The sequence below is a fragment of the Deltaproteobacteria bacterium genome, from assembly GCA_021737785.1.
In the GTDB taxonomy this organism is placed as follows: domain Bacteria; phylum Desulfobacterota; class DSM-4660; order Desulfatiglandales; family Desulfatiglandaceae; genus AUK324.
Map to the genome: position 1 here is coordinate 92,747 of JAIPDI010000002.1, position 26,438 is coordinate 119,184.

Annotated in this window: 27 protein-coding genes; 22 read left to right on the forward strand and 5 right to left on the reverse strand. The window is 54.5% G+C overall.

The features are described 5' to 3' along the window. Window positions 1-2: 2 nt before the first annotated feature. The 3 genes from K9N21_01870 to K9N21_01880 all read right to left on the reverse strand — a co-directional run bounded on the left by K9N21_01870 (window position 3) and on the right by K9N21_01880 (window position 2,370). A complete protein-coding gene (locus K9N21_01870; GenBank protein ID MCF8142646.1) occupies window positions 3-650 on the reverse strand; it encodes a metallophosphoesterase in 648 nt (215 codons plus the stop codon). Next, on the reverse strand, window positions 650-1,585 hold the full coding sequence (locus tag K9N21_01875) for a radical SAM protein (GenBank protein MCF8142647.1): 936 nt from the start codon (window positions 1,583-1,585) through the stop codon (window positions 650-652). Before K9N21_01875 ends, K9N21_01870 begins: the two co-directional genes overlap by 1 nt. 80 nt (window positions 1,586-1,665) lie before the next feature. Next, window positions 1,666-2,370, reverse strand: coding sequence for a Bax inhibitor-1/YccA family protein (locus K9N21_01880; protein MCF8142648.1), 705 nt, complete (start codon window positions 2,368-2,370; stop codon window positions 1,666-1,668). 134 nt (window positions 2,371-2,504) lie between these two features. Here K9N21_01880 and K9N21_01885 point away from each other — a divergent pair, with 134 nt between their 5' ends. Beyond that, a complete protein-coding gene (locus K9N21_01885; protein MCF8142649.1) occupies window positions 2,505-3,728 on the forward strand; it encodes a 6-phosphofructo-2-kinase/fructose-2,6-bisphosphatase in 1,224 nt (407 codons plus the stop codon). A 187-nt stretch (window positions 3,729-3,915) separates the two neighbouring features. Here K9N21_01885 and K9N21_01890 read toward each other — a convergent pair whose 3' ends face one another. Next, a complete protein-coding gene (locus K9N21_01890; GenBank protein ID MCF8142650.1) occupies window positions 3,916-5,193 on the reverse strand; it encodes a spore maturation protein in 1,278 nt (425 codons plus the stop codon). A gap of 315 nt (window positions 5,194-5,508) precedes the next feature. On the opposite strand from K9N21_01890, the gene K9N21_01895 reads away from it, so the two are divergent. The 12 genes from K9N21_01895 to K9N21_01950 all read left to right on the forward strand — a co-directional run bounded on the left by K9N21_01895 (window position 5,509) and on the right by K9N21_01950 (window position 17,613). After that, on the forward strand, window positions 5,509-6,273 hold the full coding sequence (locus K9N21_01895; protein MCF8142651.1) for an IclR family transcriptional regulator: 765 nt from the start codon (window positions 5,509-5,511) through the stop codon (window positions 6,271-6,273). A gap of 21 nt (window positions 6,274-6,294) precedes the next feature. Next, window positions 6,295-7,422 (forward strand): acyl-CoA dehydrogenase family protein, encoded by a 1,128-nt coding sequence (locus tag K9N21_01900; protein MCF8142652.1) that lies wholly within the window; start codon window positions 6,295-6,297, stop codon window positions 7,420-7,422. A 13-nt stretch (window positions 7,423-7,435) separates the two neighbouring features. Further along, on the forward strand, window positions 7,436-8,641 hold the full coding sequence (locus K9N21_01905) for an acyl-CoA/acyl-ACP dehydrogenase (protein MCF8142653.1): 1,206 nt from the start codon (window positions 7,436-7,438) through the stop codon (window positions 8,639-8,641). A gap of 210 nt (window positions 8,642-8,851) precedes the next feature. Then, window positions 8,852-10,009: an ABC transporter permease gene (locus tag K9N21_01910; GenBank protein ID MCF8142654.1), complete on the forward strand. Its 1,158-nt coding sequence runs from the start codon at window positions 8,852-8,854 to the stop codon at window positions 10,007-10,009. Window positions 10,010-10,161: 152 nt separating this feature from the next. Next, entirely contained in the window at window positions 10,162-11,220 is a 1,059-nt protein-coding gene (locus K9N21_01915; GenBank protein ID MCF8142655.1) for an MlaD family protein, read from the forward strand. A gap of 4 nt (window positions 11,221-11,224) precedes the next feature. Continuing rightward, window positions 11,225-11,851 (forward strand): PqiC family protein, encoded by a 627-nt coding sequence (locus K9N21_01920; GenBank protein MCF8142656.1) that lies wholly within the window; start codon window positions 11,225-11,227, stop codon window positions 11,849-11,851. 30 nt (window positions 11,852-11,881) lie between these two features. Continuing rightward, window positions 11,882-12,646 (forward strand): ATP-binding cassette domain-containing protein, encoded by a 765-nt coding sequence (locus K9N21_01925; protein ID MCF8142657.1) that lies wholly within the window; start codon window positions 11,882-11,884, stop codon window positions 12,644-12,646. Window positions 12,647-12,861: 215 nt separating this feature from the next. Continuing rightward, window positions 12,862-13,836, forward strand: a complete 975-nt coding sequence (locus tag K9N21_01930; GenBank protein MCF8142658.1) for an MBL fold metallo-hydrolase — start codon at window positions 12,862-12,864, stop codon at window positions 13,834-13,836. 820 nt (window positions 13,837-14,656) lie between these two features. Further along, on the forward strand, window positions 14,657-16,162 hold the full coding sequence (locus K9N21_01935; protein ID MCF8142659.1) for a hypothetical protein: 1,506 nt from the start codon (window positions 14,657-14,659) through the stop codon (window positions 16,160-16,162). A gap of 661 nt (window positions 16,163-16,823) precedes the next feature. Further along, window positions 16,824-16,919, forward strand: a complete 96-nt coding sequence (locus K9N21_01940) for a type II toxin-antitoxin system VapB family antitoxin (protein ID MCF8142660.1) — start codon at window positions 16,824-16,826, stop codon at window positions 16,917-16,919. Window positions 16,920-17,077: 158 nt separating this feature from the next. Then, window positions 17,078-17,308, forward strand: a complete 231-nt coding sequence (locus tag K9N21_01945; GenBank protein ID MCF8142661.1) for an addiction module protein — start codon at window positions 17,078-17,080, stop codon at window positions 17,306-17,308. Beyond that, a complete protein-coding gene (locus tag K9N21_01950; protein MCF8142662.1) occupies window positions 17,305-17,613 on the forward strand; it encodes a type II toxin-antitoxin system RelE/ParE family toxin in 309 nt (102 codons plus the stop codon). The genes K9N21_01945 and K9N21_01950 overlap by 4 nt, the downstream gene beginning before the upstream one ends. Here K9N21_01950 and K9N21_01955 read toward each other — a convergent pair. Beyond that, the gene (locus tag K9N21_01955; GenBank protein ID MCF8142663.1) at window positions 17,586-17,936 is read right to left on the reverse strand and encodes a hypothetical protein; all 351 of its coding nucleotides are present in this window, start codon (window positions 17,934-17,936) and stop codon (window positions 17,586-17,588) included. The genes K9N21_01950 and K9N21_01955 overlap by 28 nt on opposite strands. A gap of 334 nt (window positions 17,937-18,270) precedes the next feature. Here K9N21_01955 and K9N21_01960 point away from each other — a divergent pair, with 334 nt between their 5' ends. The 9 genes from K9N21_01960 to K9N21_02000 all read left to right on the forward strand — a co-directional run bounded on the left by K9N21_01960 (window position 18,271) and on the right by K9N21_02000 (window position 26,366). Then, complete coding sequence (locus K9N21_01960; GenBank protein ID MCF8142664.1) at window positions 18,271-18,606, forward strand: hypothetical protein; 336 nt, start codon at window positions 18,271-18,273, stop codon at window positions 18,604-18,606. Further along, window positions 18,512-18,997 carry a hypothetical protein gene (locus K9N21_01965; protein ID MCF8142665.1) on the forward strand — a complete coding sequence of 162 codons (486 nt, stop codon included), beginning with the start codon at window positions 18,512-18,514 and terminating at the stop codon, window positions 18,995-18,997. Before K9N21_01960 ends, K9N21_01965 begins: the two co-directional genes overlap by 95 nt. 265 nt (window positions 18,998-19,262) lie before the next feature. Further along, window positions 19,263-19,403, forward strand: a complete 141-nt coding sequence (locus K9N21_01970; protein MCF8142666.1) for a hypothetical protein — start codon at window positions 19,263-19,265, stop codon at window positions 19,401-19,403. 271 nt (window positions 19,404-19,674) lie between these two features. Next, the gene (locus tag K9N21_01975; protein MCF8142667.1) at window positions 19,675-20,865 is read left to right on the forward strand and encodes a CoA transferase; all 1,191 of its coding nucleotides are present in this window, start codon (window positions 19,675-19,677) and stop codon (window positions 20,863-20,865) included. 37 nt (window positions 20,866-20,902) lie between these two features. After that, the gene (locus K9N21_01980) at window positions 20,903-22,093 is read left to right on the forward strand and encodes an FAD-binding protein (protein MCF8142668.1); all 1,191 of its coding nucleotides are present in this window, start codon (window positions 20,903-20,905) and stop codon (window positions 22,091-22,093) included. Window positions 22,094-22,102: 9 nt separating this feature from the next. Continuing rightward, window positions 22,103-23,236, forward strand: a complete 1,134-nt coding sequence (locus tag K9N21_01985) for an acyl-CoA dehydrogenase family protein (protein MCF8142669.1) — start codon at window positions 22,103-22,105, stop codon at window positions 23,234-23,236. Window positions 23,237-23,438: 202 nt separating this feature from the next. Then, window positions 23,439-24,143: a GntR family transcriptional regulator gene (locus tag K9N21_01990; GenBank protein MCF8142670.1), complete on the forward strand. Its 705-nt coding sequence runs from the start codon at window positions 23,439-23,441 to the stop codon at window positions 24,141-24,143. A gap of 118 nt (window positions 24,144-24,261) precedes the next feature. Continuing rightward, a complete protein-coding gene (locus K9N21_01995; protein MCF8142671.1) occupies window positions 24,262-24,663 on the forward strand; it encodes a cobalamin B12-binding domain-containing protein in 402 nt (133 codons plus the stop codon). A gap of 74 nt (window positions 24,664-24,737) precedes the next feature. After that, window positions 24,738-26,366: a methylmalonyl-CoA mutase gene (locus tag K9N21_02000; protein ID MCF8142672.1), complete on the forward strand. Its 1,629-nt coding sequence runs from the start codon at window positions 24,738-24,740 to the stop codon at window positions 26,364-26,366. Window positions 26,367-26,438: the final 72 nt, after the last annotated feature.

The following is a 26,438-nucleotide window of genomic DNA, read 5'->3' on the forward strand; positions in this document are numbered from 1 at the left end:
ACTCAGGCGGCAACAGAATAAAACCGCTCTTCAGGGAGTTCTATACAGGTCAACCGGCGTCCATAAACAGCCCCGGTATCGATGCCGATCTTGTTTTCCATGATGAGCGGCCGGGGAAACGGCGTGTGGCCGAAGATGACCTTCTTTCCAAAATCATATTCCGAGGAAATGAAGGGCTCCCGGATCCAGATCATATCCTCCACGGACTGATGTTCTATCTCTATGCCCGGTCGAAAACCGGCGTGAACCACATAATAGGCTTCCAGTTCTATGAACGGCTTCAGGGAACGGTAAAAAGACATATGGTCAGGGGGCAACAGAGCCCCCTCCCCTGCCGGTTTTCCCGCCAGATAGTCTCTCAATGTGGTCATTCCCCTGTTGGCAAGATAGAGATCCTGATTGCGGCCTGCGAGATAATCCAGCAGCATGGCCTCGTGGTTCCCCAGAAGACAGGTCACCTGAGGGTCCGTTCGGATGAGATCGAGGATAAGGTCTACCACGGCCCTGGAATGGGGTCCCCGGTCGATGCAGTCTCCCACAAAAACCAGTCGGTCCCTCCCGGATCGCCATGGAATCTCATGGAGAAGCCGTTTCAGCAGGTCGAGACACCCATGGATGTCGCCTACCACAAATGTCTTTTCCCTCTCCATCAGAATCCGAAAATGATGCGGGGCCGCTCCCTGGAATCCAGGCGATGCAGCCCTGCCTTTCTGGCCGCTGCCACGGCCTCCCGGTACTCCTGCGAGGTCAGTCTCCGGTTGACGGCGGGATCCGCCTCTGCCGGACCGCAGGGCCGGTACTGGTCCATGACGTTGAGATAGGTGTCTTTTGATATCTCCTCGGCCAGGAAATTCATAATATCAGCGGTTCCGGCCACGCCGTCGGGCATGACCAGATGCCGCACCAGAAGCCCTCGAACGGCGATCCCCTCGCTATCCATTACCAGATCGCCCACCTGACGATACATCTCCCGGATGGCCGTCCTGGCCGCGTCCGGATAATCGGGTGCATGGCAGAACCGCTCGGCCCACGAATCCTCCCAGAACTTGAAATCGGGCATATAGATGTCGACGATCCCGTCCAATAGTCGCAGGGTCTCTATGCTCTCATATCCGCCCGAGTTGTAGACCAGCGGGATATTCAGACCTTTTTTAACGGCGAGTTCAAGGGCCTCCAGGATCTGCGGCACCACATGGGTAGGCGTCACCAGATTGATATTGTGGCACCCCTTCTCCATCAGGTCGATCATCATGCCGGCAATCTGGTCAGGCACGACCTCAATCCCTTCATTGAGGTGGCTGATCTCAAAATTCTGGCAGAAGGTGCAGAGGAGGTTGCAGGAACTGAAGAACAGGGTCCCTGAGCCGTGCCTTCCCACCAGCGGGGCCTCTTCGCCGAAATGGGCGTTGTAACTGGCGATCCTTGCATTCCTCCCGGTACGGCAATACCCGGTCTTGCCATTGGGCCGGTCCACCCCGCACGATCGGGGGCAAAGGCAACACGCCTCCAGCAGACTCAGGGCCCTGTCCACGCGACGGGCAAGCTCCCCCTCCCTGTAAAGTCTTAGATAGGACGGCTCATTCATGGGTTGGCGACCCCCAAAACAAAATCCCCCTGAAAGACAGCCAGCGCCTTCAGGGGGATACGGTCATACATCAAAAAGTACTATTCGCGGGATCCCCCGAATATTCTGAGCAGCATCAGGAACAGGTTGATAAAGTCGAGGTAAAGGGAGAGGGCGCCCAGGATAGCCCCTTTCCGCACCACCGCGCCATCCACGCCGGCCGGTTGGGTGAGGGCCATGTTTTTCAGCTTCTGGGTGTCATAGGCCGTCAACCCCACAAAGACGATGACCCCGATATAGCTGATAATCATGCTCATGGCGCTGCTCCGGATAAACATATTTACCAGGGATGCGATGATAATCCCTATCAGGCCCATCATGAGAAACCCGCTCCACGACGTCAAATCCTTCTTGGTGGTCCATCCATAGATGCTGCATGCGACAAAGGTGCCTGCGCAGATGAAAAAAGTGCTGACAATGGACGTCCGGGTATAGACCAGGAATATGAAAGAAAGCGTCACCCCGTTCAGGGCTGAATAGATCACAAAGAGTGACGTGGCCGTCCCTGCGCTCATACGATTGACCGCCCCGGCAAGCGCAAATACCATGCCCAGTTCCGCCAGTATCAAGACAAAGAATATCATCGAATTTCCAAATATGAGACGCATCATCGTCTCACTGCTCGAAACATAGAGCGCCACGACCCCAGTGAGACAAAGCCCCACCGCCATCCAGTTGTAAACACTCCTGACAAAGTCATTTACCAAAACTTCGCTACGGGATCTTGCAACGGAAGTCTGTGCCATTCCTACCTCCTTCTAAATATGCCTGCTCTGCAGGAAATTTTCTTGATTGAACAATTCATGTTGAATTATAACTGTTTTGAAAAAAATTTCAAGATGATAAATCCGTCACTTCAACACGCAACGCCCTGGGTGAAATGGATACTGCTAAAAAACTGTACATTGTAATGGTCGGGTTGCCCGCCAGGGGAAAATCGACCATCGCCGGCAAATTAAGAGAAAACCTGGTTCGGGACCACATAAAGGCCCGTATTTTCAACAATGGGGATCTCAGAAGAAAGCTCAGCCCTGAAGACACCTCCTATCCTGAATTCTATGACCCCGGCAACAGACAAGGGGCGGCACTTAGAGAAAAGATCGCCCTGATCAATATCAGACGGGCCATCCATTACCTGGAGGGGAGCGGCCGGGTTGCTATCCTGGACGCCACCAATGTCAGCGCCGGGAGGAGGAAGAGAACCGCCGAGATGCTCAACGACCATCCGGTTCTCTTTATTGAATGCATCAACCAGGATGACGAGATCCTCAAGGCCAGCATTGATCGAAAGGTGACGCTACCGGAGTTCAATCACCTGGGAAGGGAAGCGGCCATTCAAAGTTTCAGACAACGCATCCACTATTATGAGTCCATCTACACCCCTGTCAAGAAGGAACGCAATTTTGTTCGGCTGGATTCACTTTATAACAAGATCCTTTACGAGGAACTCTCAGATGATATTCCCCATTACGACCTGATCCGGGATCTTCTGGTTGCCGACACGGTCAAGAATCTCTTTCTGATCCGACATGGGGAAACCTACTTCAACCTTGAAAACCGGATCGGCGGTAATTCGGGTCTGACCGAAAACGGCAAGGTCCAGGCCAGGGCATTGGCCCGGTATTTCAGAAACAGGGATATCCCGGTGATCTTTACAAGCAGCAAAAAGCGGACCGTACAGACGGCCTTTCCGATCATGCGCGGACAACAGAACGCCACTATCATTCCCCTGAAGGAATTCGACGAGATCGACAGCGGGGCCTGCGAGCGGATGAGCTATGCGGAAATCCGTGATAAGATGCCGCACGTGTATATGGCGAGAAAACACAACAAGTATAATTATGTCTATCCCCAGGGAGAGGGATATGTCTCCATGAAGGAGCGGGTGGACAAGGGCATCAAGAAGGCCCTGTATCTGAGCCGCAATCCCCAGAACATTATGATCGTCGGTCACAGGGCCGTCAACCGGATGATCCTTTCCCACTTCCTCTACCGGCGGGAAGAGGATGTTCCCTATATCTATGTGCCCCAGGACAAATTCTACCACATCGTGGCCACCCAGACCAAAAAGCTCTTCCAGTTAAAGCCCTATGACATGAGCTGATGCTGGATACTGGATACTTGATCCTGGATACTTGATTCTGGATGCTTGCCACCGGTTGACAATTGCGGGTTGGTGGCTGATGCATTTTTTATCTTCTGACCGCTGACTCCTGGTCTGCTGCTCCCCCCTCCCTGCTCCCTGCTCCCTGCTCCATGCTGCTCTTCACCTTTAGCCCACTTCCCCAGCCTTATCCGTAAAGGAGCGAGCAGATCACTACAGCGGCCGCAATCCCCACTACATCTGCGGTGAGGGCTGCTGCAAGGGCATGGCGGATGCGGCGGACCTGGACCGCCCCGAAATAGACCGCCAGCACATAAAAGGTGGTCTCCGTGGATCCCTGAAGGGTAGAGACGAGATAGCCGGTATAACTGTCCGGCCCGACAGCCGGGTTGTTGATAATGGAGGCCATGATCCCGTAGGCCCCTGATCCGGAAAGCGGTCGCAACAGGGCCATCGGAAGGGCCTCTGCGGGCATTCCCAGCCGGGTGGTCATGCCGCCGATGGCGTTGACCATCGCCTCCATGGCCCCGCTGGCACGGAACATTCCCACGGCCACCAGGATGGCCACCAGGTAGGGGATGATCTTGACGGCCACCTGAAAACCGTCTTTCGCCCCCTCCACAAAGGCCTCATAGATGCGCACCCGCCTTACCACGCCGAAGGTGAGGAACCCTAACATGAGTCCGGGAATGATCCAGGGTGAAATGGACCTGCCGAAAAAGATGGTTAGGGGGATCAGCGACATCAGGGCGCCGATGGCGATGCCGCTCATCCACAGGGGATAGGCCCCGGTTTCCTCAGGGGTATCTTCGGGCCGCTGATCCCCGGTTTCCATTTCGACCGGACGCGTTTTTCTGAACATGGGGAGCCGGCCGTACATCTTGGCCGCACATATGGCCGCGATGGTGGAGCAGACGGTGGCGAACAGCGTTGTAGGGAGAATTCCCGCCGGATCCATAGACCCCGCGGCCGCCCGAAGGGCGATGACGCCTGTGGGGAGGAGTGTCACGTTGGAGGTGTTGATGGCCAGGAAAAGGGCCATGGAGTCGGTAGCGGTGCCGTGGCGGGAGTTGAGCTTGTCCAGATCCTCCATGGCCCGGATGCCGAAGGGCGTGGCCGCATTGCCCAAGCCCATGGCATTCGCAGACATATTCAGTATCATGGCGCCCATGGCCGGATGCTCGGCCGGAACGTCGGGAAAAAGTCGAACCATGATGGGACGGATCAGACGGGCCAGGATGGTGAGCAACCCTCCGGTCTCGGCGATCTTCATGAGTCCCAGGAACAGGGTCATCACCCCGATGAGTCCCAGGGCCAGCTCCACCGAACCGGCGGCGGATTCTATCATAGATCTTGACAGGGTTTCCATCGGAGACAGATCCCCGTCCCCGACATGCCACGTGATCTCCCGCCAGCCCGCCGAGAGAAACGCCCCCAAAACAATGATAAAAAAGACGACGTTCACCTTCTTACCCCTTGCCCATAACATCTAAGACGAACACACCCGAACCCGAAAGTCCTTAAACAAAGATACGGAGACATGAAGATTTTGTTGTTTTTTTATAACGGATTCAGAGGAATGGCCTTTCACGCCCTGGGCCGAATACTCCTCGCCTCGCGCACTGCGCCGACTTTGGACCCTATCTGCTGAACGCGCCCCCGTCAATTATAAAAAAATGCTTGACAGCCCGGTCGAATATTCACATCATATATGAAACTAATCGTTTCAAATATGAAAATAACTGCAAATACCAAAAAAGCCCCGGCCCTTGAGAGGGGATTGAAAGTTCTCGATCTGTTGGCCGAGGAAGGATCCGAACTGGGCCTCAAATCAATCGCTCAGACACTGAATATCCCTGTGCCTTCTTTGTGGCGAATACTCGGGGTGCTCAAGGAAAACGGGTATGTCCTCTTCGACCCCGACAAGAAAACCTACCGGCTCGGTTTCAAGTTCCTCTATCTCGGCAACATCGTTCTGAACCGGATGGGCTTCCGCTCCCAGGCCAGGGGGTATCTCAGGCGGTTGGTGGAACTGACCGGAGAAACCGCTGAACTCTCAGCGCGTGTCAAGGATCAGCTGATTCTGATCGACCAGGTGGAGGGGCCTGACGCGGTGAGGCTCTTTTCCAGGATCGGGAGTGCCTATCCCTATTTCCACGCCACTGCACCTGGAAAGGTCTATCTGGCCCATCTGGAGAGAGAAAAGCTGCAAAGCGTCATGACGCGCATGGGCCTCCCTAAAATTACGGCGCATACCATCACCCGTCTTGATGGGTTGGAAAATGACCTCAGATCGGTCCTTGCAAACGGTTTTGCGTCCGACACAGAGGAGATGCGGGCCGGGGTCTGCCGCATTGCATCTCCGGTATACGATAAAACAGGGAAGGTAGCGGCATGTCTCGGCATCGCGGCCCCCTCTTTCCGCATCCGGAAACAAGATTACAAACAAATCGGAAACACTATCAAGGATCTGGCGCAGGAGTTGAGCGCTGAACTCAAGGAGTACAACGCTGCAGACTGGTTGCCGTTTGGCGGATTCCGATGAAAAATGGAGTAGGAGGTTACCATGTTTGAACGTACTGAAGAACAGGGTATCCTGTTAAAAAACCTCAAACGGGTTGTCGATGAAAAAATAGCGCCTGCCGCTGCAGAAACCGACCGGACCGGCGAATTCAACTGGGAAATCGTCTCCCTCTTCTGGGACTTGGGGCTCCTGAAGATCATGCTTCCCCCGGCATACGAGGGATGGCCCGGCAACCCCACCCATACCCTCTGTCTCTCCATAGAGGAAATCGCAAAGGCCTGCGCATCGTCCGCCCTTCTCTTGGTTATTCAGGCCGTGGGCAGCTATCCCCTGATCTTCGCAGGAGATGAGGCCCAAAAGGAAAAGTACTGCCCCTTGATATCGGACGAGAGGCGGCTCATCGGCTACCTGGTTACCGAACCCGGGGCCGGTTCGGATGTCCGGGCGATCCGGTGCACTGCCAGGCGGACGGGCGATGACTATCTCCTCAACGGGCGTAAGGTCTTTGCCACTAACGGTTCGGTGGCCGGGGTCTATTCAGTGCTTGCCAAGACAGGGGATAAGGAGCTCTCGTTTTTTATTGTGGAGAGGGATCGAAAGGGGATTTCCATCGGCAGGATAGAAGACAAATGCGGTTTCCGCGGCAGCAACACCGCGGAGGTCATTCTGGAAGACGTCGTCGTACCCGAATCCAATCTTATAGGAAAACCAGGGCAGGGGTTTAAGATCGCCATGGGTGATTTTGATATGTCCCGACCGGCTGTGGCGGCCCTCTCCCTGGGCCTGGCCGAAGGGGCACTGGACTATACCATCGAGTATGCCGGGCAGCGTCAGACCTTTGGAAAGCCCCTCATTCAACATCAGGCGATCCAGTTTCTGTTGGCCGATGCCGCCACCCTGATCGAAGCCAGCCGGGGGCTCATGGAACGGGCGGCCCTCGCGTTTGACTCGGGGCAAAGAAACACCAAACTCGCATCCATGGCCAAATTTTTCTGCAGCGATGCGGCCATGAAGATCACCACGGATATGGTCCAGGTCCTCGGGGGGTATGGGTATATCCGCGATTATCCCATTGAACGGATGTTCCGGGACGCCAAGCTGACACAGATCTTTGAGGGGGCCAACCAGATCCAGCGGATGATTATCGGAAGAGAGATCAGCAGGAGGTAAAGGAGGATGTAACATGAATTTTTCGTTGACCAAGGAGCAGAAGGACATCAAAAAGGCGGCCGCTGAATTTGCCCGGGGCGAATTTCAGACCGATTTGATTTTGGCGTGCGAATCCGGCCATCGGTTTCCACGGGAGGTCTACAAAAAGGCGGGGGAACTCGGCTTTATCGGCCTGGATTACCCGGAAGAGGTAGGGGGCGGCGATCTGGGGGTCATGGAAAACGTCCTCGTGATCGAAGAATTCTGTAAGGCGGATTCGGGCATGGGCATGGCCCTTCACCTGGCCTATCTCCCCGCAAAGATCGTCAAGATCTTCGGAACCCCCGGACAACAGGAAAAATTCCTGTCGCCGCTGGTCAAGGGCGACTGGGTCTCTGCAGTATCATTTACCGAGCCCGACCACGGAAGCGACCTGACCCGAATGGAAACCACCCTCCGGGAAGCGGCGGACGGCTTTGTCCTGAACGGGACCAAGGTCTTCACCACCAATGGCGGCTATGCCGACTTCTTCATCGTCCTGGCCCAGGAAGATCCCGATGCGCGACCCGGCAAGGGGATGACGACCATCCTGGTGGAGAAGGACCCCTCCTCCTGGCTGGGCGGCAGTCTGGAGATCAATGAACTTACCGGCAAGATGGGACTCCATATGACCTCCAGCAGCGAGCTGGTGTTTCACGATCTGAAAATCGCAAAAGAAAATATTCTGGGAGAACGGGGCCGGGGACTCCTGAATGTCCTCGATTTCCTGGACGAGAGCCGGATTGAGATCGGGGCCCAGGCCCTGGGGAACTGCGAAGGGGCCTTCCTGAAGGCCCTGAACCATGCCAGGGAAAGAAAACAGTTCAACCGTTCGATTATCGACTTCCAGGCGATCGGTCACAAGCTGGGCAGGATGTGGAGCCGGATCCAGTCTCTCAAATGGCTCAATTATTACGGGGCCTGGCTCTGCGACCACCGGCCGGAAAAGCTCGCCGGCGTCGTGCCCCTGTTGACCTCTGTGGTCAAACACCATGTACCGGAAACGGCAAAGGCAATTATCGACGATGCCATCACCGTTTTCGGAGGATATGGGTATTTTCTGGACCAAGAGGTGGAAAGACGCTATCGGGACAATCGCATCATCGAGATGTATGAAGGGACCGTGGAGGTTCAATTGAACAATATCGTGCGTATCCTGAAAAAGATGCCCCCGCGTTTCATCGACACGGAACTTCTCTGAGATGCTTCGGCCGGTGCCGGTGCTTGCCATATCGATCAGCCGGGCTCGGGCATGCTCGTTTTTCAAACACGGGTTGTCAACAGGAAAAATATCAGGTATGTTCCCGTCAGCTAGGCGTGTCTACCACGTCTTCAGAATAGATCCGGCCGGGCACCACTGCTGCCGAGGCGTGGTGCGGACGTCTCATTCCATAAAGGGCAAGGGTTGGCAATGAGGGAAACAAAAGAAAATGCATCGTGCCCCTGCGAACTGGGATTTGAGAGACCGGATCAGGGGACCCTCGTGATCAGGATGGCCGGAAGCTGGACCCTCAACAACAGATGCCCTTCTGCAGAGCGTGTCCTGAAAGAGATGGAGTCCGGCCCCCGGACCGAAAATATCGCCTTTGATGCATCAGCCCTGACCGATTGGGACAGCGGATTCCTGATTTTTTTGACGCGGGTGATCGACGCGTGCTCGAAGGAGGGCGGCCCGGCAACGGATATGAAAGGATTGCCGGAAGGGGCCCGGAAACTCCTGACCCTTGCGGCGACTGTTCCCGAGAAGAAGGGGGCGGAAAAAGCACCCGGCAGGGCATCACTTCTTTCACGGGTTGGGGAGGAAACCGTTGATTTTTTTCGTTCCTCCGGCGAGATATTGGCGTTCATCGGAGAGGCCTCCGTTGCTTTTTTTAGGTTTGTCACGGGAAAGGCACGTTTTCGAGGTTCCGACCTGACCAGGATCATCCAGGAGTGCGGCATAGAGGCGCTTCCCATCGTCTCCCTCATCAGCCTCCTGGTGGGCCTGATTCTCGCCTTTGTGGGGGCCGTTCAGTTGATGCTCTTCGGGGCGCAGATCTATGTGGCGGATCTGGTGGGCATCGCCATGGTCCGGGTAATGGGGGCGGTCATGACCGGCATCATCATGGCCGGCCGTACCGGGGCCGCCTTTGCAGCCCAACTGGGCACCATGGAGGTGAACGAGGAGATCGACGCATTCAAGACCATGGGGATATCACCGATGGAATTCCTGGTCCTTCCTCGAATCCTGGGCCTGACGCTCATGATGCCGCTCCTTTGTCTTTATGCGGATTTCATGGGGGTCCTGGGCGGGTTGATCGTGGGGGTGGGGATGCTGGACCTCAGCGTGGCGGAATACTATCACCAGACAAAATCCGCGGTGGGGCTCACCAATCTGTGGATAGGTCTCTTTCAAGGCACGGTTTTCGGCGTGCTGGTGGCGGTGGCCGGATGCCTCCGGGGGCTGCAGTGCAGCCGGAGCGCCTCTGCTGTCGGCGATGCGGCCACCTCCGCGGTGGTTACGGGGATCGTCAGCATCATCGTGGCAACGGCCGTTATCACGGTGATATGCAATGTACTGGGGATTTAGAATTGAGGGAATTAGTGAAAAAGCAACCCCTTTGCGTCTCTGTGTCTCTGTGTGAGACAATTTTGGCTGCGGCTGTGCCGCTTTAGAAGCGTACCTGATGGGAATCCTCACAACAAAAAGGGAAACCCCAATCCCATAGAAAGACGAAAAACATGGACCGACAGGCAAGCAAGACCCTTATCGGCGCCTTTGTTGTGGGCGCGGTCATCCTGATGGCGGCCGGCGTCATGATCTTCGGTAGCGGCAAGTTCCTGAAAGACACGAGCCGTTTTACACTCTTCTTCAAGGGGTCTCTTCAGGGGCTCAGCGTGGGCAACGCGGTCTTGTTTCGGGGTGTTAAGGTTGGATCGGTAAAAAGCATCACCATAGAGGCGGATTCAAAAGACCTTTCAGTTTCGATTCCCGTAATTATAGAGATCGACCCCGCCCTGGTAAAAATGGTACACGAAAAACGAAGGCTGGATATCCGAATCTCCCTGCCACAGCTCATAGACCGTGGGTTCAGGGCGCAACTGACTATGGGGAGTCTGGTGACCGGTCAGCTCATGGTCGGCCTCGGGTTTTACCCCGACACACCTGTTCGGACGTCCGGAATAGAGACCGAATATCCGGAAATCCCCACGATCCCCTCTCCCATCGAACGGATCACCGATGTGATGCAGCGGCTCCCTGTAGAAGACATCATCAACAAACTCCTGTCTGCATTCGAGGCCGTTGAAGCACTGGTCGAATCGCCGGACATCCCGAATGCCCTTCATGCCCTGAGGCAGACGGTTGAGGATGCCGGAAAACTGATCAACAACCTGGACAGCCGCATCGAACCACTTTCAGTAAGCGTCGATCAAACGGTCGCGGCATACAAGAAGCTGGCACAGGATGTGGATGCCCATGTGGAACCCCTGGCCTCGCGCATGGACACCACACTGGAGGACGCCCGGAAGCTGGTTCAAAACGTCGACGGCCGTTCAGGGGACTTGGCACGCAGCATGGAGACCACCCTTGAAAAGGCCCGGGAGGCACTGGAGCACGGGAGAAAGACGCTCGATGCGGCAAAAGAAACCATCAGCAAGGACTCGCCCCTGATGTATGAGTTGGATCAGACAATAAGAGAGATTTCCACCATGGCGCGTTCCATCCGCTCCCTGGCAGATTATCTGGAGCGCCACCCGGACGCCCTCCTCTATGGTAAGGGCGCGCCTAAAAGGAGATGACATCATGCTGCAACCGTTTCGTAAAATTACCGTCACAGTTATCGCTCTCCTGCTGATGGCGCTCACGGCATGTGCGAGCAGCGCCCCTGCGCGGTTTTACATTCTGACCCCCCTTGAAAACGCAGGCCAGGAAGCCCAGGGAACGACCTCTAAGCCCCGTGCGAGCATAGGGATCGGGCCCGTGGCGTTTCCGGCCTATCTGGACCGTCAGCAGATCGTGACCCGTGTCGGCGGCAACGAACTCCATCTTGCCGGATTCGACGAGTGGGCCGAACCCCTGAAAGACAACTTCACCCGTGTCCTGGTGGAAAACCTCTCCTATCTCCTCCCCGCCGATTCCTTCACCATTTTTCCGTTCAGAGGCCCCGAGACCATGGATTGGCAGGTGGCGGTGGAGGTCATTCGCCTGGATGGCGCCCTCAATGCGGATGTCTCGCTCCTGGCCCGCTGGACCGTATACGACAAGAAGGACAACGAGATGCGCCTGACAAAGAAGTCGCAATTCTTACAATCTGCAGCCGGCCCCGGATACAGGGAACTGGCAGCGGCCCACAGCCGGGTCATCGAGGCCCTCAGCCGGGAGATGGCCGGTTCGATCCAGGTCCTTTCCCTTAAAAGGGGAACCCCCTGAAGATCCGGATCTTCGGGGAAGGAAGAACCCATGCCCTCTCAGGCCCCTATCATTGCCAAAGATCTGGAAATCGCCTATGGCGACAAAGTCATCCAGCAAGATCTCAACTTCGCCGTCCAGAGCGGGGAAATTTTTGTGCTCATGGGGGGCAGCGGGTGCGGCAAGACCACGGTGATGCGGTCCTTGACCGGACTAAAAGAACCCTCCAAAGGAGAGGTCTTCCTGGATGGCATCAGCTTCTGGGAGGCCGAGCAAGCGACCCGGGATCGTCTCGCCCGCAACATCGGGGTGGTGTATCAAAGCGGGGCCCTGTGGAGCTCCATGACACTGGCTGAAAACATCAGCCTTCCCCTGGATGAGTTCACAGATCTCCCTTCGAGGGAAATCAGGGACCTGGCCGCGCTGAAGCTTTCTTTGGTGGGGCTTGCCGGGTTTGGAGATTATTATCCCGCGGAAATCAGCGGGGGCATGCGGAAGCGGGCCGGCGTGGCCCGGGCCCTGGCCCTTGACCCCAAATTCCTTTTCTTTGACGAACCATCGGCAGGTCTCGATCCGGTCACCTCTTCCCTTCTGGACGACCTCATTTTAGAGCTCCGAGACAGCCTCGGGACCACCATGGTCCTGGTGACCCATGAGCTTCCCAGCATCTTTTCCGTGGCCGACAACTGCATCTTCCTGGATGCGGAGACCCGGACCATGATCGCCGGCGGCGACCCCAAACGCCTCAAAAAGGAGTCCACAAACCCCAATGTCCAGGCCTTTCTGACCCGGGGCGGCAAGAACCGGACCGGGTAAGGTGAAAATCGAGTTGAGTCAAAAAATATAACATCGAGCTGACCGTTTATACTATTTTGCTGCCTGCCTGGGTGTAAACGGGGAACTTTCTGCTCGTCCAGAAGGCGAACCAAAAGACACTGCTGAACGGAATGATTATTATAGCGTCATGCTGGGGGGATGTATTTGGTGATCGCGGATTGAGGAATTGCGAATTTGGAATTAATGGAGCAATAATGACGCACATTGAAGAAGTGGCAGACAATATTTATCGAATGGAGATCCCCCTTCCGGGGAACCCCCTGAGGGCGGTGAATTCATATGTGATCAAAGACGCAGGGCGGAATCTGATCGTGGATACGGGGCTCAACCGGGACGAGTGCATGGAAGCCATGCAGTCGGGCCTGAAGGCGTTGAACGTGCACCTGGAGGAGACCGATTTTTTCGTCACCCACCTTCACGCGGACCACTTCGCCCTGGTCCCGGGACTGGTCGCTGACGCACGGACCATCTATTTCAACCGGCCGGACGCTGAAAGCGCAGCCAGGGGTGGCGTGTGGGAGCGGATGGCGGAGTACGCATGTGAAAACGGGTTTAGCGTCGAGGAATCCCAGAGGGCCCTGGAACGGCATCCAGGGCATCGCCATGGTTCCAAGCTGAACCATGTCCTTACGCTCCTGGATGGCGGGGAAATTCTGTCGATCGGCGACTACGCCTTTACCTGCATATCAACGCCCGGTCATACCAGGGGGCACATGTGCCTCTATGAGCCGGACCGGAAAATCCTGATATCGGGCGATCACATTTTGGAGGACATCACCCCCAATATCCAGTCCTGGTCGGATGAGACACAGCCCCTTCGAAGCTACCTGGCCAACCTGGACGAGATCTACAAACTGGATGTTGACATTGTCCTTCCCGGGCATCGCCGAATTTTTTCGCACTGCCGAACGCGGATCGAGGAACTCAAACATCACCACCGAATGAGGCTGGAAGAGGTTTTCAGCATCCTTGGAAAGGGTCCCCGAAACGCCTACGACACCGCATCAGAAATGACCTGGGATATCAACTGCAGGTGCTGGGAAGACTTCCCCGTAGCCCAGAAGTGGTTCGCCACGGGAGAGGCCTTGGCCCACCTGAAATACCTGGTAGAAGACGAAAGGGTGGTCCGGGATCGAATAGAAGGACAGTTCGTGTTCCGCCTGGCTTGAAAGGTTTATACCGCTTTCATTGGATCTGTGGCACCCGAAGGTCGAATACTCCTTCCAACGCCCTAAAAAGACGCTAATTTGGGCTGCTCCGCTCATGAATCAGCTCCGCCGGGTGGTCCCTTTTAAAAATGGTGCCACTATTCGCCGCCTTATGTTTTTCGTACTTCAACTGAATGGCACATGTGGTAGAAGGCAATAGGAGGAATAAATCCATAATGCGGGAAGGGATGCCAAGATTCAGAGATTCCTTTCTGACACGCAGAGCTCAGGGCGCCCTCTTTTGATGGATGAGATCAATATCGGCGAAACCTACTATATTCTTTATCGGAAAAGGAGCCAGGACAAAGCGGAGCACCTTACCTGGGACCGCATGAAACGCTTAGTCGCCTCCTGGATACCACCGGCTCGTATCTGTCATCCTTATCCACTTGTTGCGCTTTGGCGTTATTACCTGAGGCAGGAGCCGGATGAGGTAGTCCCTCAAGTCCGGATCTGTGCCGGGGGTGCCGGGTAACCGGCATTCCTACCGCGACCAATTTCGCAACTTCCCCACAGGACCTTCATCATCCAATTCTGTTTCCCAGTGGTGATCTGGTTCTAATTGCCTTACTCTTCATATTGACCGCTCACCAAAATTCTTGACAGTTACCAAAATTGCTGGTATTTTTTAAAAAGGTGACCTTTGACTGCATTTCATCGTATTTTCGATAGCTATTTCATATCACTACAGCGAAACATTAATCTTTTTTCCACCCCAAAATACTCCAAAAAAGTGGCCTTTTACATAAAAATGTCGAATTAAAGCACAGGAGATAGGACCATGACATATAATAGTGTGAAACCCCTTTTTGTTTTATTCCTTTCCGTGATAGTTGTTTCTTTGACCATTGCGGTCTGTTCTTCAGAGGAATACGGTATTCCGGTAGAAAGCACAGGTGTTCAGTCTCAGCTAAAGGATGTTCCGAGCCCTACGGACATCTTCCAGCAAAAAGGAGAGCGCCCATTATCCGACCTGGAGCATAAAATCGGTATCATGATAGAGGTGCAAGGAGATGACGACACCTCTTGGGTATTACAGACGGATGCCACCGATGAATTGAGGGTACGAATAGGCTATCAGATTTTTGAAACCGTCAGTAGCGGAGGCGACCGGTTCGTAGTGGTCAACACACCTATGGACGGCCCCTTTAACTGGTTCAGCCACTGTTGCTGGCCGCGTAACGAATGGAGTCACGGTATATGGGGTGATGAAACCTATACTTCGTTCAACGCCATGCAGGAATGGATCTCGCAGGAAGTTCTGAAATTGAACGTTAAAGGTCTCCCGGTCGGCACCTACAGGTTTTATCACGCGTATGACCTAAATCCCAACGGCCTGGTGGATTTCGAGTCCCTGAAGTTCTGCTCCGCTGCGGTACGTGTGAAAAACCCTATCTCCGTATCGCTCACGGCTAGCCCGCTTTCCGGCAAAGCACCCCTGGAAGTGGACTTTCAGGTTATTGTTAATGATCCGTACTATCCGGATAGCATCGTGGACACATGTTCGCTTATTGTGGGTGACCAGCGGGCCGCGTGCGCCACGTATAACAAACTCACCCTTATGGAAGGTACCCATACGGCATGGGCCGAGGTGAAGGATAAATTCGGCCGGTACGTGATGAGTGACCCTCTTACGATCACTGTGTCACCCCCGGCCCAGAATCAGCCGCCCACCATATCCAATCTGACCGTGACGCCTGCCGCAGTCTATTCATACGATGAGAGTTTCACTATCCACTACGACTACGATGACCCTGACGGAAAGGACGACGTAGAAACGCACGTAATTGGGATCGGCGTGTGGTCCCAGACATATCCCGCCGGAGGGTCAGGACAGTTCCAGCGTTCTTACCATTTCACCGAAGGCACAACACCGGGAGACCACTATATCGACGCGTACGTAATTGATTCCGCGGGAAACTACAGCAACACGTTGAGCAGTTCCATCTATTTCGGCGGCGGCTCGAAGCCCTGCGGCACCTTCACTGAAGCGGGGAGTGACGCTGCGGAAACGCACTATGTGGAAATGGGACAGACTTCCGGTTGGTTTTGGTTTGAGTACGAAACATTCACCCAGGAAGACCGGATCACTATCTATTACGAAAACAACCCCGTACCCATATTCGATTCAAAGTGCATCGGAACCAACGGCACGCGAAGCGCGCACATTAAGTTCGGACCGGGGAATTCCACCAAAATTATGGTCCACGTGGAACCCAATTGCTTTGGCGGATCCGGAACCCGGTGGAATTTCACGGTGCGCTGTCCCACTGTTGGGCCTTATTGAGTCCTCTTCATCCAACCTCTATTCAGGAGGTTGTCTTATGAAAAACTCATTTAACGCGGATACCCGCAACCAATCCCGCCGCGGGACTCACACCCCAGTACCATTTTCCGAAGCTACGGGGTAAACAATGACACCAAAGCACACAAAGGATTTTTTTTGTAAAGAAACGGGAACATGCCTTTTCTCTGTATTCTTTGTGGCTCCGTGTGAGCCTATGAAATAAGGCGTGCTGAGATAGAAACAGATTTTCTTGTTATTTGCTACAGGGTTATCGGAAATAAGGGCCTAAATTCCCACGTATAACTCCCGATAGGGTCTGCTATGACCTGCTGGGAAATCAGACCCCGTAAAGGAATATTGATCAGGTTAACCCCAGCATCAATTTTCATGAAAAAAAAGGGGGAGTAGAAATGCAAAGAAAAAGACTTTAGAAAAATGCATTTTTTTTGATGTTTTTCATGAGAAAGAGGTTGCTATTTTTGTTGATAAACTGGTGGGATTTATGTTTTCTTATTTAAGATTATCTCCAACAGAACACCGGCCACCTATCGAAACGCAAAATGGTAAGGAGTCCGGGTATGCCGTCAAAATGCGAAAAATCGCCGCGGATGAGGCATCATGATATGGCAGGGAATAGGGAATAGGAAGGACAAGCCTCGCATTGGATGAACGCCTGTTGGAAGAGGCTGTAGAGGCCATCGGCGCAAGATCAAATAAAGAAGCTGTCGAGGCAGGGTTAAGGGCGCTCATTCGTTGAGGATATTTAGAACAGAAGTTGCTGAGATGGATTGAGCGCTGCTGCTCCCCAACGCCACAAGGAAAAATCGGAACTCGAGGAGGATGTGATTGGCAGACCTTGAATCCGAAATCAGGGCTGGCCTTGGCAATAATATTTTGGAGAGGGGGAAAGACGTCATGTCACAGAATATTGAAGAATTGGAATCTCAAGCAATGGATTTGAGTCTGGAGGGGCGGGCACGGCTTGCGAAGAAACTCCTGTTAAGTCTGGATGCGCCGTCTGAGGAAGAGAACCTGGCTCTATGGGTGGCCGAAGCCGAGCGACGACTACGGGAATTGCGAGAGGGCCGGGCTAAAGAAATCCCAGCCGAGGAAACTTTTCGACGAGCGAGAGCAGCCATCTCATGAAAAAGGCGACGTTTCATGAAGACGCAGATGCCGAAATGATAGAAGCAGCCAAATTTTACGAAGAAAGATCGTCGAACCTTGGTTTTTCTTTCCTTGCTGCCGTTGAAGAGGCTGTCATCCAGATATGTGACAATCCCAAAGCGTATCCTCTTCTGGGTGATGACATTCGACGGAAGCTCGTGAAACGGTTTCCATACGGCGTTATATTCGCCGAGGAACATGATCGAATTCGAATTGTGGCCATTGCGCACCTCAAACGTCGTCCTGAATACTGGCGCTATCGGCTTGCGACGGAACAACAGTGAGAATATGTACGGTGTTTTTCGGCCCGGGGGGAGCGGCCCTTGGGCAAGTCTCCTATGCAATGCCGACTGAAACACTCCGGGCACCTGTCATAGATCTCACCCATGAATCGGTGCCCGCACGCCCGGCATTTCATCTTTTTTTTGCCGGTCCCGGTGATCTCATCCTGGGCATCGTCGCTTAGCAAAAAATAGGCGCTGGCGAGGTCTGAAATTTCCAAGGGATCGAGGCTGCCTGAGGAAGCCTCATCCGGCATGGTGCCGGATCGGTGTACGCCATGGGCCGTCTCGTCATATCCGGCATTGAATTCATCATCCCAGTCCATCAGTCCCTCCTTTGCAATCCCCTATTTGCCACTCTGAATTTGGATTATGGCATAAGGGTTTGGCAGATATGGTCATAACCCGCAGCGCGTTTCTGAAAACTGCATTTTTTTGATATTCTTTTGAGAAATAGGTTGCTATTTTTATTGATAAACTGATGTAATTTGCATTTTCTTATCAGAATTATATCTATCAGCGCATCGGCGCCCTATCGAAACGCGAAACAACTATTTTGTTGAAATTCCGGCATCAGCCAGGTAGAAGAATCGGATCGTATCAGGGGCCAAGACGGCAAAGGCCCTGCATCCGGACCCGCCCACAATGAAGGAGAAAAACATGATCCGTCTGAAAGATACCCTTTCCCATCTGACCTACACCCAGGCCTGCAAGCTGCTGGGCGCCAACGGTCCCAGACTCATTCGGGCGGGCGGGACGTACGATATCGATCTGACAGAGCAGGTAACGCTCACAAAGGACCTTTTTCAGCTTCACCTGGATGGGGCTGTCGTTACCATAGAACCGGACCCATCGAGGCCGGACCATCTCGCGTATGCCTGCGATAGCTGTGAAACGGCCGGTGCAGATATTTCTGCTGGTTACGGAAGGGACCCTGGAAGAAAACCTGCTCGGCACCCTCTCGGCAAAGCAGGCCCTGTTCCTGGCCGCCCTTGACCCCGAGTCAGAGGCAACCGCCGTAGATCTTCAGACCGGCGTAGAGGAACTCAAGAACCGCCTGGAAATACTCTTGGGACAAAAACCGGATGCCGCAATCGATGAAAGCCTCAAGGAAGACGTTGAAAAAGAGGCCGAACTCCTGGCGCGGCGTGAAAGAATCTCAGCAGCAGGCGGACAGCTTTTAGGCGCGGCCTTCTCATTTATCGGCGAGATCTTCTCCGGAAAGGAGGAGACTGAGCAAAGCATTCAAATGGCCGAGGCCTTCAAGCGGAGGCTGACCGAGTGCCTGGAAAGGGGGGAAGACGGCAGCCTGAAGATGACCGTCACCCTTCCGGACGAATCGGCCCTGGACACCCTCTCCCGGTCCCTGGCGCAGATTCTTGCATGAAACAGGTGTTCGTTGCTCGTTACGCGTTGCTGGGTACTCGTTGCCGGTGGGTCACTTTTGGTGTTCGTTGGGTTTGTTGGGTTTATTGAGTTCGTTGGGTTTTTGCCGACCTCTGACGTCTGACTTCCGACCTCTGGTCTTTGTTGCTGGCGATAGCGGTGCCGGGGCGGGATTGGAGTGTGCAACTTTCTGCTTGACACCGGCCCTGTGAGCGTCTACTTTTATGGTTTAACCAATGAATGAATAACAAAGGAGAATCAACTCAATGGCTTCCAACAGCAAAAAGACCAAGGCCATCCGTGCCCGCAAGGCAAGGCCGAATAAGAAAAATATCAAGAAAAACCTGGAGCGGATTCAAGAAAATGCCGCCATTTTGAGGGAACTGGCTTCCAAATCAGAATCCTGATCCGTCTGTCATCCCCATCCCCGCCCGTTTGTCCTATTCCCAGAATGCCTGTCACCGGAGTATTTTCCTCCTGTTCACGTCCGCGCCGGCGTTGAAATGTCCGGCGTTTGTCCGGGCGCAAAAACGTCCATTATTTAACTTTCTGAACACGAAAAAAGCGCTTGACACGATCAATTGTATACAGTACACAACCCTCTAAGACCAAACCCGAATCGCATCTCCTCATCCACCCTTCGATTGACGGGGAGTCACGCCAGCAAGGAGGACCTCAATGGATCTATTCAGGAATATCAAAGTCTTATCCCTCGAACAGGCAACCGTACTCCCCTATTTGACCTACCGGCTGGCCCATGACGGGATACAGGTCATTCGATTGGAACACCCTGTATACGGCGATCCCAACCGGATGATCGGCGAAAATGTCCTGGGCGAAGAGCGAATGAACGCCTATTTCCTCTGTATCAATGCCGGAAAAAAGGCCCTGACCCTGAATCTCGCCGATCCGGAAGGCCAAAAGATCTTCCATCGCCTGATCAATGAGTTGAAGGTGGATATCTTCGCGACCAACCAGCTCCCCAGAAATTATAAGAAGTTAGGGATCGACTACGACACCCTGAAGGGCGTAAAACCCGATCTCATCTGGCTCGGCGTCACCGGTTTCGGCCCGGACAGCAACGAGGCGGCCTATGATCCCATCCTTCAGGCGCGATCGGGCCTCATGGAATTGACCGGCGAGGCCGGCGGCGATCCCCAGGTATTGGGCATCCCCCTCCCGGATATGGGGACCAGCGAGCATTCCTACGGGCTCCTCATGAAGGCCCTGTTCAAACGCCAGGCCACGGGTGAGGGGTCCTGCATCCACATGTCCATGTTCGAATCTTCCGTATCCTGGATGACCGTGCCCATTACCCTCACCACCCTCCTCAAGAAGAAGATCACACGACGGGGAAACACCCACGAATTCTTCTGCCCGGTCTCGGTATACCAAACCGGCAACGGGTTTGTTTATATGGCTGTCGGAAATGACCGGCAATGGAAATCCATGGTCTCCCTGGATATGTTCCAATCGCTGGACAAGCCTGAGTATGAGAAAAACGCAGGAAGAATAAAGGATGTGGATAATCTGAATCGGACCATCAATGAAGTGACCCGCCAGCATACTTCGGAAGAACTGATCGACCTGTTTAATTCCCTGACCCTGCCTATCAGCAAGATCAAGACCATCCCGGAGGTGGTTGCGGATCCCCTGGTGGAAAGACGCCTCCTTTTTGCCACGGATAAGAAAACCGGCACGGAGATTACGCTACCGCCGCCCCCCAACATGACCCCATTTCTGGAGCAACTGGACCGCAGGCTCCCCTTCCCTCCCCGTTTCGGAGAACACAACCCTGAAATATACGGACAACGGCTCGGGTACTCAGACCAGGAATTGAGGAAGTTGAAGGAGAAAGGCGTTATATAGGGGAATTCCTGAATTCGTTCTTTAAGGAGACACTCACATGACCGTTTGGATTGAAACCGATCTCTGTAATGGATGCAAGCGTTGCATAAAGGCCTGCCCCTACGGGGCCGTTGAACTTCGAGACGGCAAGGCCCATATCCTGGAGAACTGCACCTCATGCGGGGCCTGTATCGCGGTCTGCAAACAGATGGCCATCCAGACCGACATCGAGCCCAGAGCCATCCCTGATTTCAGCGACTGGAAGGGCGTATGGGTCTTTGCCGAACAGCGCGACGGCGCCCTGAGCCGCGTCTCCCTCGAACTCCTCGGCAAGGCCCAGTCCCTTGCCGCAGACCTGGGCCAGGAAATATCGGCCGTGCTCCTGGGCCATAAGGTATCCGGATTGACCAAGGCCCTGTTCGAATACGGGGCGGACCATGTTTACCTGGCCCAGCACAAGGCCCTCAAAGACTACCGCACCATCGCCTATACCAAGGTCCTGGGGGGCCTGGTCACGGAATACAAGCCCAATATCCTCCTGATGGGGGCCACCCATATCGGTCGGGATCTGGGGCCTCGTCTCTCCAGGCGCGCGGGCGTGGGGTTGACCGCGGACTGCACGGAACTGACCATCGATCCGGAAGAACGAATTCTCCTTCAGACCCGGCCTGCCTTTGGCGGAAATGTCATGGCCACCATCGCCAACCGCTATTCCAGACCACAGATGGCCACGGTTCGACCCGGTGTGATGGAAGCGGTTAAGAAAGGGCGCACCAAAGGGGATGTGATCAAGTGTAAGGTCACTCTGGCTGAAAAGGAAATCGGCACAAAGGTCCTCGAACAGTTCAAGGAAAAGAAAAAAGGGGTCAGCCTGGACAATGCCAGGGTAATCGTGGCCGGAGGGAGGGGCATCGGTTCCGAGGCAGGCATGAAATCCCTTTTTTCCCTTGCAGCGGCCCTTGGCGGCGAGGTGGCCGGCACGCGGATCATCGTGGAAGAGGGATGGCTCCCTGTTGAAAGACAGGTGGGGCAGACCGGACAGACCGTCAGGCCCGAGATTTATATCGCCTGCGGCATATCCGGGGCCATCCAGCACCGGGCCGGCATGCTGGGCTCCCGATATGTCATTGCCATTAACAAGGATGCGGGGGCGCCCATCTTTCAGGTGGCGGACTGGGGCATTGTGGGTGATCTTCACCAGGTGATTCCCGAATTGACCCGGGCAGTTTCGCAAAGCAAGCGCAAGTAGGGGGAGACCATGTTACGTTCAGATATCGAAACGCTCCATAGAAAAATCATGGCCAGGTTTGTGAATGAGGAAGTCATCCCCGTCGCCAGAGAGCTGGATGAAAAGGGGGATTTCCCATTTCATCTATTCCGGAAACTCGCTGATATGGGGATCTTGGGCATCCGGTATCCCAAAAAGGTGGGGGGCTCGAACGGAAACACAACCCTCTACTGCATTGCCATGGAAGAACTGGCGAGGGGGTTTTTGAGCCTGGCTGCAACTACCGCCATGCAGTGTCTCATGGCCACCAACGGCCTCTACCTCTATGGGACCCCCCAGATGCACGATGAATATCTGCGTCCCGCCCTGCAGGGGGAAAAGATCGGGGCCTTTCAGTTGACGGAGCCGGAGGCAGGCTCTGATCTGGGCGCGGTCAGGACATCGGCCACAAAGGTAGATGACGGATGGGTCGTCAACGGCATGAAGACATGGTCCACCAGCGGACCCTATGGCCATTTTCATACGGTCCTCTGTCAGACCGACCCGGCCAAGAAATTGAAGGGCCTCATGTTTGTTCTCATCCCAAGCGACACGCCCGGCTTCTCTCACAGCAAAAAATTCGAGACTCTCGGCACCCGGACATCCTCGCTCTCCGAAATATATTTCAACAACTGTCACGTCCCAAACGAATACATGCTGGGCGAACTCGGGAAAGGTCTGGATGTTCTCCTCACCATCCTGGCCGAGATCCGGATCATGACCGCCTGCCTGGCCATCGGTCTCCATCGGGCCGCCATGGATGACTCCATCAAATATTGCAAGGAACGGGTGCAGTTCGGGAAGCCGATCGGAAAATACCAGCTCATTCAGGCCAAGATCGCCAATATGGCGGTCAACCTGGAGGCCGGCCGCCTCATGGCCTACAAGGTGACCCATCTCATCGACAACAAGGTGGCCTGTCTGAACGAGGCCTCCATGGCCAAATATTTTACCGTTGAATCGGCCTGCAGCGCCTGCGACGAGGCGACCCGGATCTATGGGGCATACGGCTATTCCATGGAATACAACGTTCAAAGATATTACCGGGACAACCGGTTTCTCCTCTATGGCGGCGGCACCCATGAGGTCCTCCAGACGACGATTGCCAGACAATTCGGCATTTAAACCAGCGCAGCTGCTGGGTTTTTGTCCCGCCTTATGGGCGGGAGAAGCAGACCCGCGCGCGCTGACTCATAAGGCACCAACTTCTCCGCATGGTGTCCCGCAAGGCGGGATTACCATCAAAGATTCTAAAGCATTCCGGTTCCCAGCAACCACTCTTTCGATCGGGGCGAAGCCCCAAATATATTCAGGACTCTGATTTGCCATGCTTGAAGCAAATAAAATTGAAGATCCGCCTTTTGAAAGATTGAGATCGTTGCCCCTGAGGAGATCGTTAGGCCAGTCTGTCTTTGAAACCCTCAAACGCGCCATTGTACAGGGAGACTTCAGCCCGGGCAGTCGCGTAGTGGAAACCCGTCTGGCGACTGCCCTAGGCATCAGCCGCACGCCGGTAAGGGAAGCGATTCACAAGCTGGAACGGGAGGGGCTGCTTAGACAGGACCCGAAGCGGGGTTTCTTTGTGGCCGGTCTGGGCCGTGCAGATATCGAGGAGACCTTCGGCATCCGGAGTGTGCTGGAAAGCTATGCGGCAAGGCTGGCGGCCATCCGTCACGTGGAGGGTGAACTGCAACCCCTGGAGGATAAACTCGAGGAATACCAGCAGTTCCTGGATAGCGGGGACCTGGGGCCGCTGCCTCAGATCAATACGGAATTCCACGATCTTCTCTATGGCCTCAGCCGCAGCCCTCGACTGACAAAGATGATCAATGATCTGAGAGACTACATATACCGTTACAGGCTGGTTATCCTCAAGGTGAAGGCCATGGCCGAGTTGAGTAACACGGATCACCGGTTGATGCTGGAGGCCATAAAGGGGAGGGACGCTGATGGTGTGGAAGAATTGGTGAAAGAACACATCCTGCGGGGACAGGAGATTGTCCTGAAGGAATTTGATATGGCGGGGAACTGAGGAATTGGGAATTGAGGAATTAAATATGCTCCTTTTTGGGGACATGAATTCCTGAATTCCAGAATCTGATGGTTCTTAAATTCCTGAATCGCTAAATTTAATCAAGGAGTTCTTAGCAATGGCAGAGAGAAAAATACGCGTCCTGTTGGCCAAGCCGGGCCTTGACGGTCACGACCGGGGGGCCAAGGTGGTCGCCCATGCGATGCGGGAGGCCGGGATGGAGGTCATTTACACCGGCCTTCATCAGACCGTGGCCAGCATCGTGAATCAGGCGGTTCAGGAGGATGTGGATGTCATCGGCCTGTCGATCATGTCCGGGGCCCACATCCCGATCTGCAAAAAACTGATGGGCATGGTAAGGGAACAGGGCCTGGACAACAAGCTGGTGGCGGTGGGGGGGGTCATCCCCAATAAAGATGTTCCTGCCCTGAAAGAGATGGGGGTCGAAGGAATATTTCCCGGTGGCAGCTATTTCAATGAAATCGTGGAGTTCATTGAAAAACATGTGCCTGCCAGGTGACATGCCCCTGATCCGGAAAGCCGAAAAGCGCTTCCACATTACATAACCTCCAACATCTGACAGGAGAGGCGGACATGGGAGTAGCAACATATATCAAAGATGAGAAGGATGCCATCAAGGAGGTCCTTTTGCAGTCCGGCATCAAGGTGAAGCCGGTCTATACGCCTAAAGATCTCGAGGAAATCGGCTTCGATTACCAGAGCGATTTAGGGGAGGCCGGAGAATTCCCTTTTACCCGAAGCATCCATCCGTTGGGTTACAGAAGCCGTAACTGGACCACCCGGCAGTATACCGGATTCGGCACGCCCGAGGAGACCAACGAGCGGTTCAAGCTGATGATCTCCCACGGCCAGACCGGTCTCAATGTGGCCTTTGACCTTCCCACACAGATGGGCTACGATTCCGATGACGAGATGGCAGAAGGTGAAGTGGGGCGGGTCGGGATGGCCGTAGACTCCCTGAGGGATTTCGAGATCGCCTTCAAGGACATTCAACTCAACCGCATCGGGAGCGGACTCACCATCAATGCGGTCGCATCCATCATGCTGGCCATGTATCAGTCCGTGGCGGAGGGGTTCGGGTATCAAAAGACGGAAATTTCCGCAACCCCCCAGAATGACATCCTCAAGGAAATCGTCGGCCGGGGGGCATGGATCTATCCCGTGGAACCGGCCGTGCGGCTGATCGGAGACACCATCGAATACGCCATGAAGGAACTCCCCAGGTGCAACCCGGTTTCCATCTGCGGGTATCATATCCGGGAGTCCGGCTGCACCCCGGCCCAGGAGATCTCCTACGCCTTCATGATCGCCTTTGCCTATATCGACAATGTGGTTGCCCGTGGATACAGGGCCGAGGATTTTGTGGGCCGGTTCTCATTCAACCTGAATATCTACGGAAATCTGTGGGAGACCGTGGCCAAGTTCAGGGCTGCCCGGAAGCTGTGGGCCAAACTCCTGCGGCAGCGATATGGGGTTCAAAATGAAAAGGCCCTCTTTCTCCGAGGCATATTCGGCGGGGGAGGCTCGGGCATGACCAAGCAGCAACCTGAGAACAACATTATGCGCGGCGCCTATTATGCCCTGGCCGCGGCCCTTTCCGGGGCACAGACCACGGCCCTCTGCTCCTTTGACGAGGCCTACACCATTCCCACTGAACGCGCGGCCCTCCTGTCCCTCCGCACCTTCCAGATCCTCATGGACGAGATCGGTCTCCGGGATACGGTGGACCCCCTTGCCGGTTCGTATTTTATGGAGACCCTCACCAAGCAGATGGAAGAGAAGATCCTGGAAGAGATGGAAAAGGTGGAGAAGATGGGGGGCATGGTGGAGGCGGTGGCCTCGGGATATGTTCAGAGGGAGGTAGGGCGGCAGGCCTATGAATTTGAAAAGAAGCTTCAGTCAGGGGAGGTGATAAAGGTCGGCGTCAACAAATATACGGAAGGTGTTGATATGGAAGTAGAACTCCATGAGTATAATGACGCATGGGCCCAGCTCCAGATTGATCGGCTTCGAAAACTCAAACAGGAGAGGGACAACACCGCTGTAAGCCGATCCCTCAAGGCCCTGGAGGAGGCGGCCCGCCAAAAGAAAAATGTCATGCCGTATCTGGTGGACTGCTGCAAATCCTACGCAACCGTGGGCGAGATGGCCCATCTGTTCAGAGACGTCTTCGGTGAGTACAGGGAACCGAGCATCTTTTAAATGAAGAATGAAGAGTGAAGAATGAAGAATGAATATTCGTCAACGGATTCTAGCACTGTGCGTTTAGGCACT

Coding starts and splice junctions, on each gene's coding strand:
- K9N21_01985 (MCF8142669.1), top strand. CDS start 22,103: ATGTTACGTTCAGATATCGAAACGCTCCATAGAAAAATCATGGCCAGG.
- K9N21_01920 (MCF8142656.1), top strand. CDS start 11,225: ATGCTGCAACCGTTTCGTAAAATTACCGTCACAGTTATCGCTCTCCTG.
- K9N21_01950 (MCF8142662.1), top strand. CDS start 17,305: ATGAAAAAGGCGACGTTTCATGAAGACGCAGATGCCGAAATGATAGAA.
- K9N21_01875 (MCF8142647.1), bottom strand. CDS start 1,585: ATGAATGAGCCGTCCTATCTAAGACTTTACAGGGAGGGGGAGCTTGCC.
- K9N21_01990 (MCF8142670.1), top strand. CDS start 23,439: ATGCTTGAAGCAAATAAAATTGAAGATCCGCCTTTTGAAAGATTGAGA.
- K9N21_01900 (MCF8142652.1), top strand. CDS start 6,295: ATGTTTGAACGTACTGAAGAACAGGGTATCCTGTTAAAAAACCTCAAA.
- K9N21_02000 (MCF8142672.1), top strand. CDS start 24,738: ATGGGAGTAGCAACATATATCAAAGATGAGAAGGATGCCATCAAGGAG.
- K9N21_01995 (MCF8142671.1), top strand. CDS start 24,262: ATGGCAGAGAGAAAAATACGCGTCCTGTTGGCCAAGCCGGGCCTTGAC.
- K9N21_01880 (MCF8142648.1), bottom strand. CDS start 2,370: ATGGCACAGACTTCCGTTGCAAGATCCCGTAGCGAAGTTTTGGTAAAT.
- K9N21_01870 (MCF8142646.1), bottom strand. CDS start 650: ATGGAGAGGGAAAAGACATTTGTGGTAGGCGACATCCATGGGTGTCTC.
- K9N21_01945 (MCF8142661.1), top strand. CDS start 17,078: ATGTCACAGAATATTGAAGAATTGGAATCTCAAGCAATGGATTTGAGT.
- K9N21_01980 (MCF8142668.1), top strand. CDS start 20,903: ATGACCGTTTGGATTGAAACCGATCTCTGTAATGGATGCAAGCGTTGC.
- K9N21_01915 (MCF8142655.1), top strand. CDS start 10,162: ATGGACCGACAGGCAAGCAAGACCCTTATCGGCGCCTTTGTTGTGGGC.
- K9N21_01960 (MCF8142664.1), top strand. CDS start 18,271: ATGATCCGTCTGAAAGATACCCTTTCCCATCTGACCTACACCCAGGCC.
- K9N21_01925 (MCF8142657.1), top strand. CDS start 11,882: ATGCCCTCTCAGGCCCCTATCATTGCCAAAGATCTGGAAATCGCCTAT.
- K9N21_01885 (MCF8142649.1), top strand. CDS start 2,505: ATGGATACTGCTAAAAAACTGTACATTGTAATGGTCGGGTTGCCCGCC.
- K9N21_01905 (MCF8142653.1), top strand. CDS start 7,436: ATGAATTTTTCGTTGACCAAGGAGCAGAAGGACATCAAAAAGGCGGCC.
- K9N21_01975 (MCF8142667.1), top strand. CDS start 19,675: ATGGATCTATTCAGGAATATCAAAGTCTTATCCCTCGAACAGGCAACC.
- K9N21_01955 (MCF8142663.1), bottom strand. CDS start 17,936: ATGGACTGGGATGATGAATTCAATGCCGGATATGACGAGACGGCCCAT.
- K9N21_01910 (MCF8142654.1), top strand. CDS start 8,852: ATGAGGGAAACAAAAGAAAATGCATCGTGCCCCTGCGAACTGGGATTT.
- K9N21_01970 (MCF8142666.1), top strand. CDS start 19,263: ATGGCTTCCAACAGCAAAAAGACCAAGGCCATCCGTGCCCGCAAGGCA.
- K9N21_01930 (MCF8142658.1), top strand. CDS start 12,862: ATGACGCACATTGAAGAAGTGGCAGACAATATTTATCGAATGGAGATC.
- K9N21_01935 (MCF8142659.1), top strand. CDS start 14,657: ATGACATATAATAGTGTGAAACCCCTTTTTGTTTTATTCCTTTCCGTG.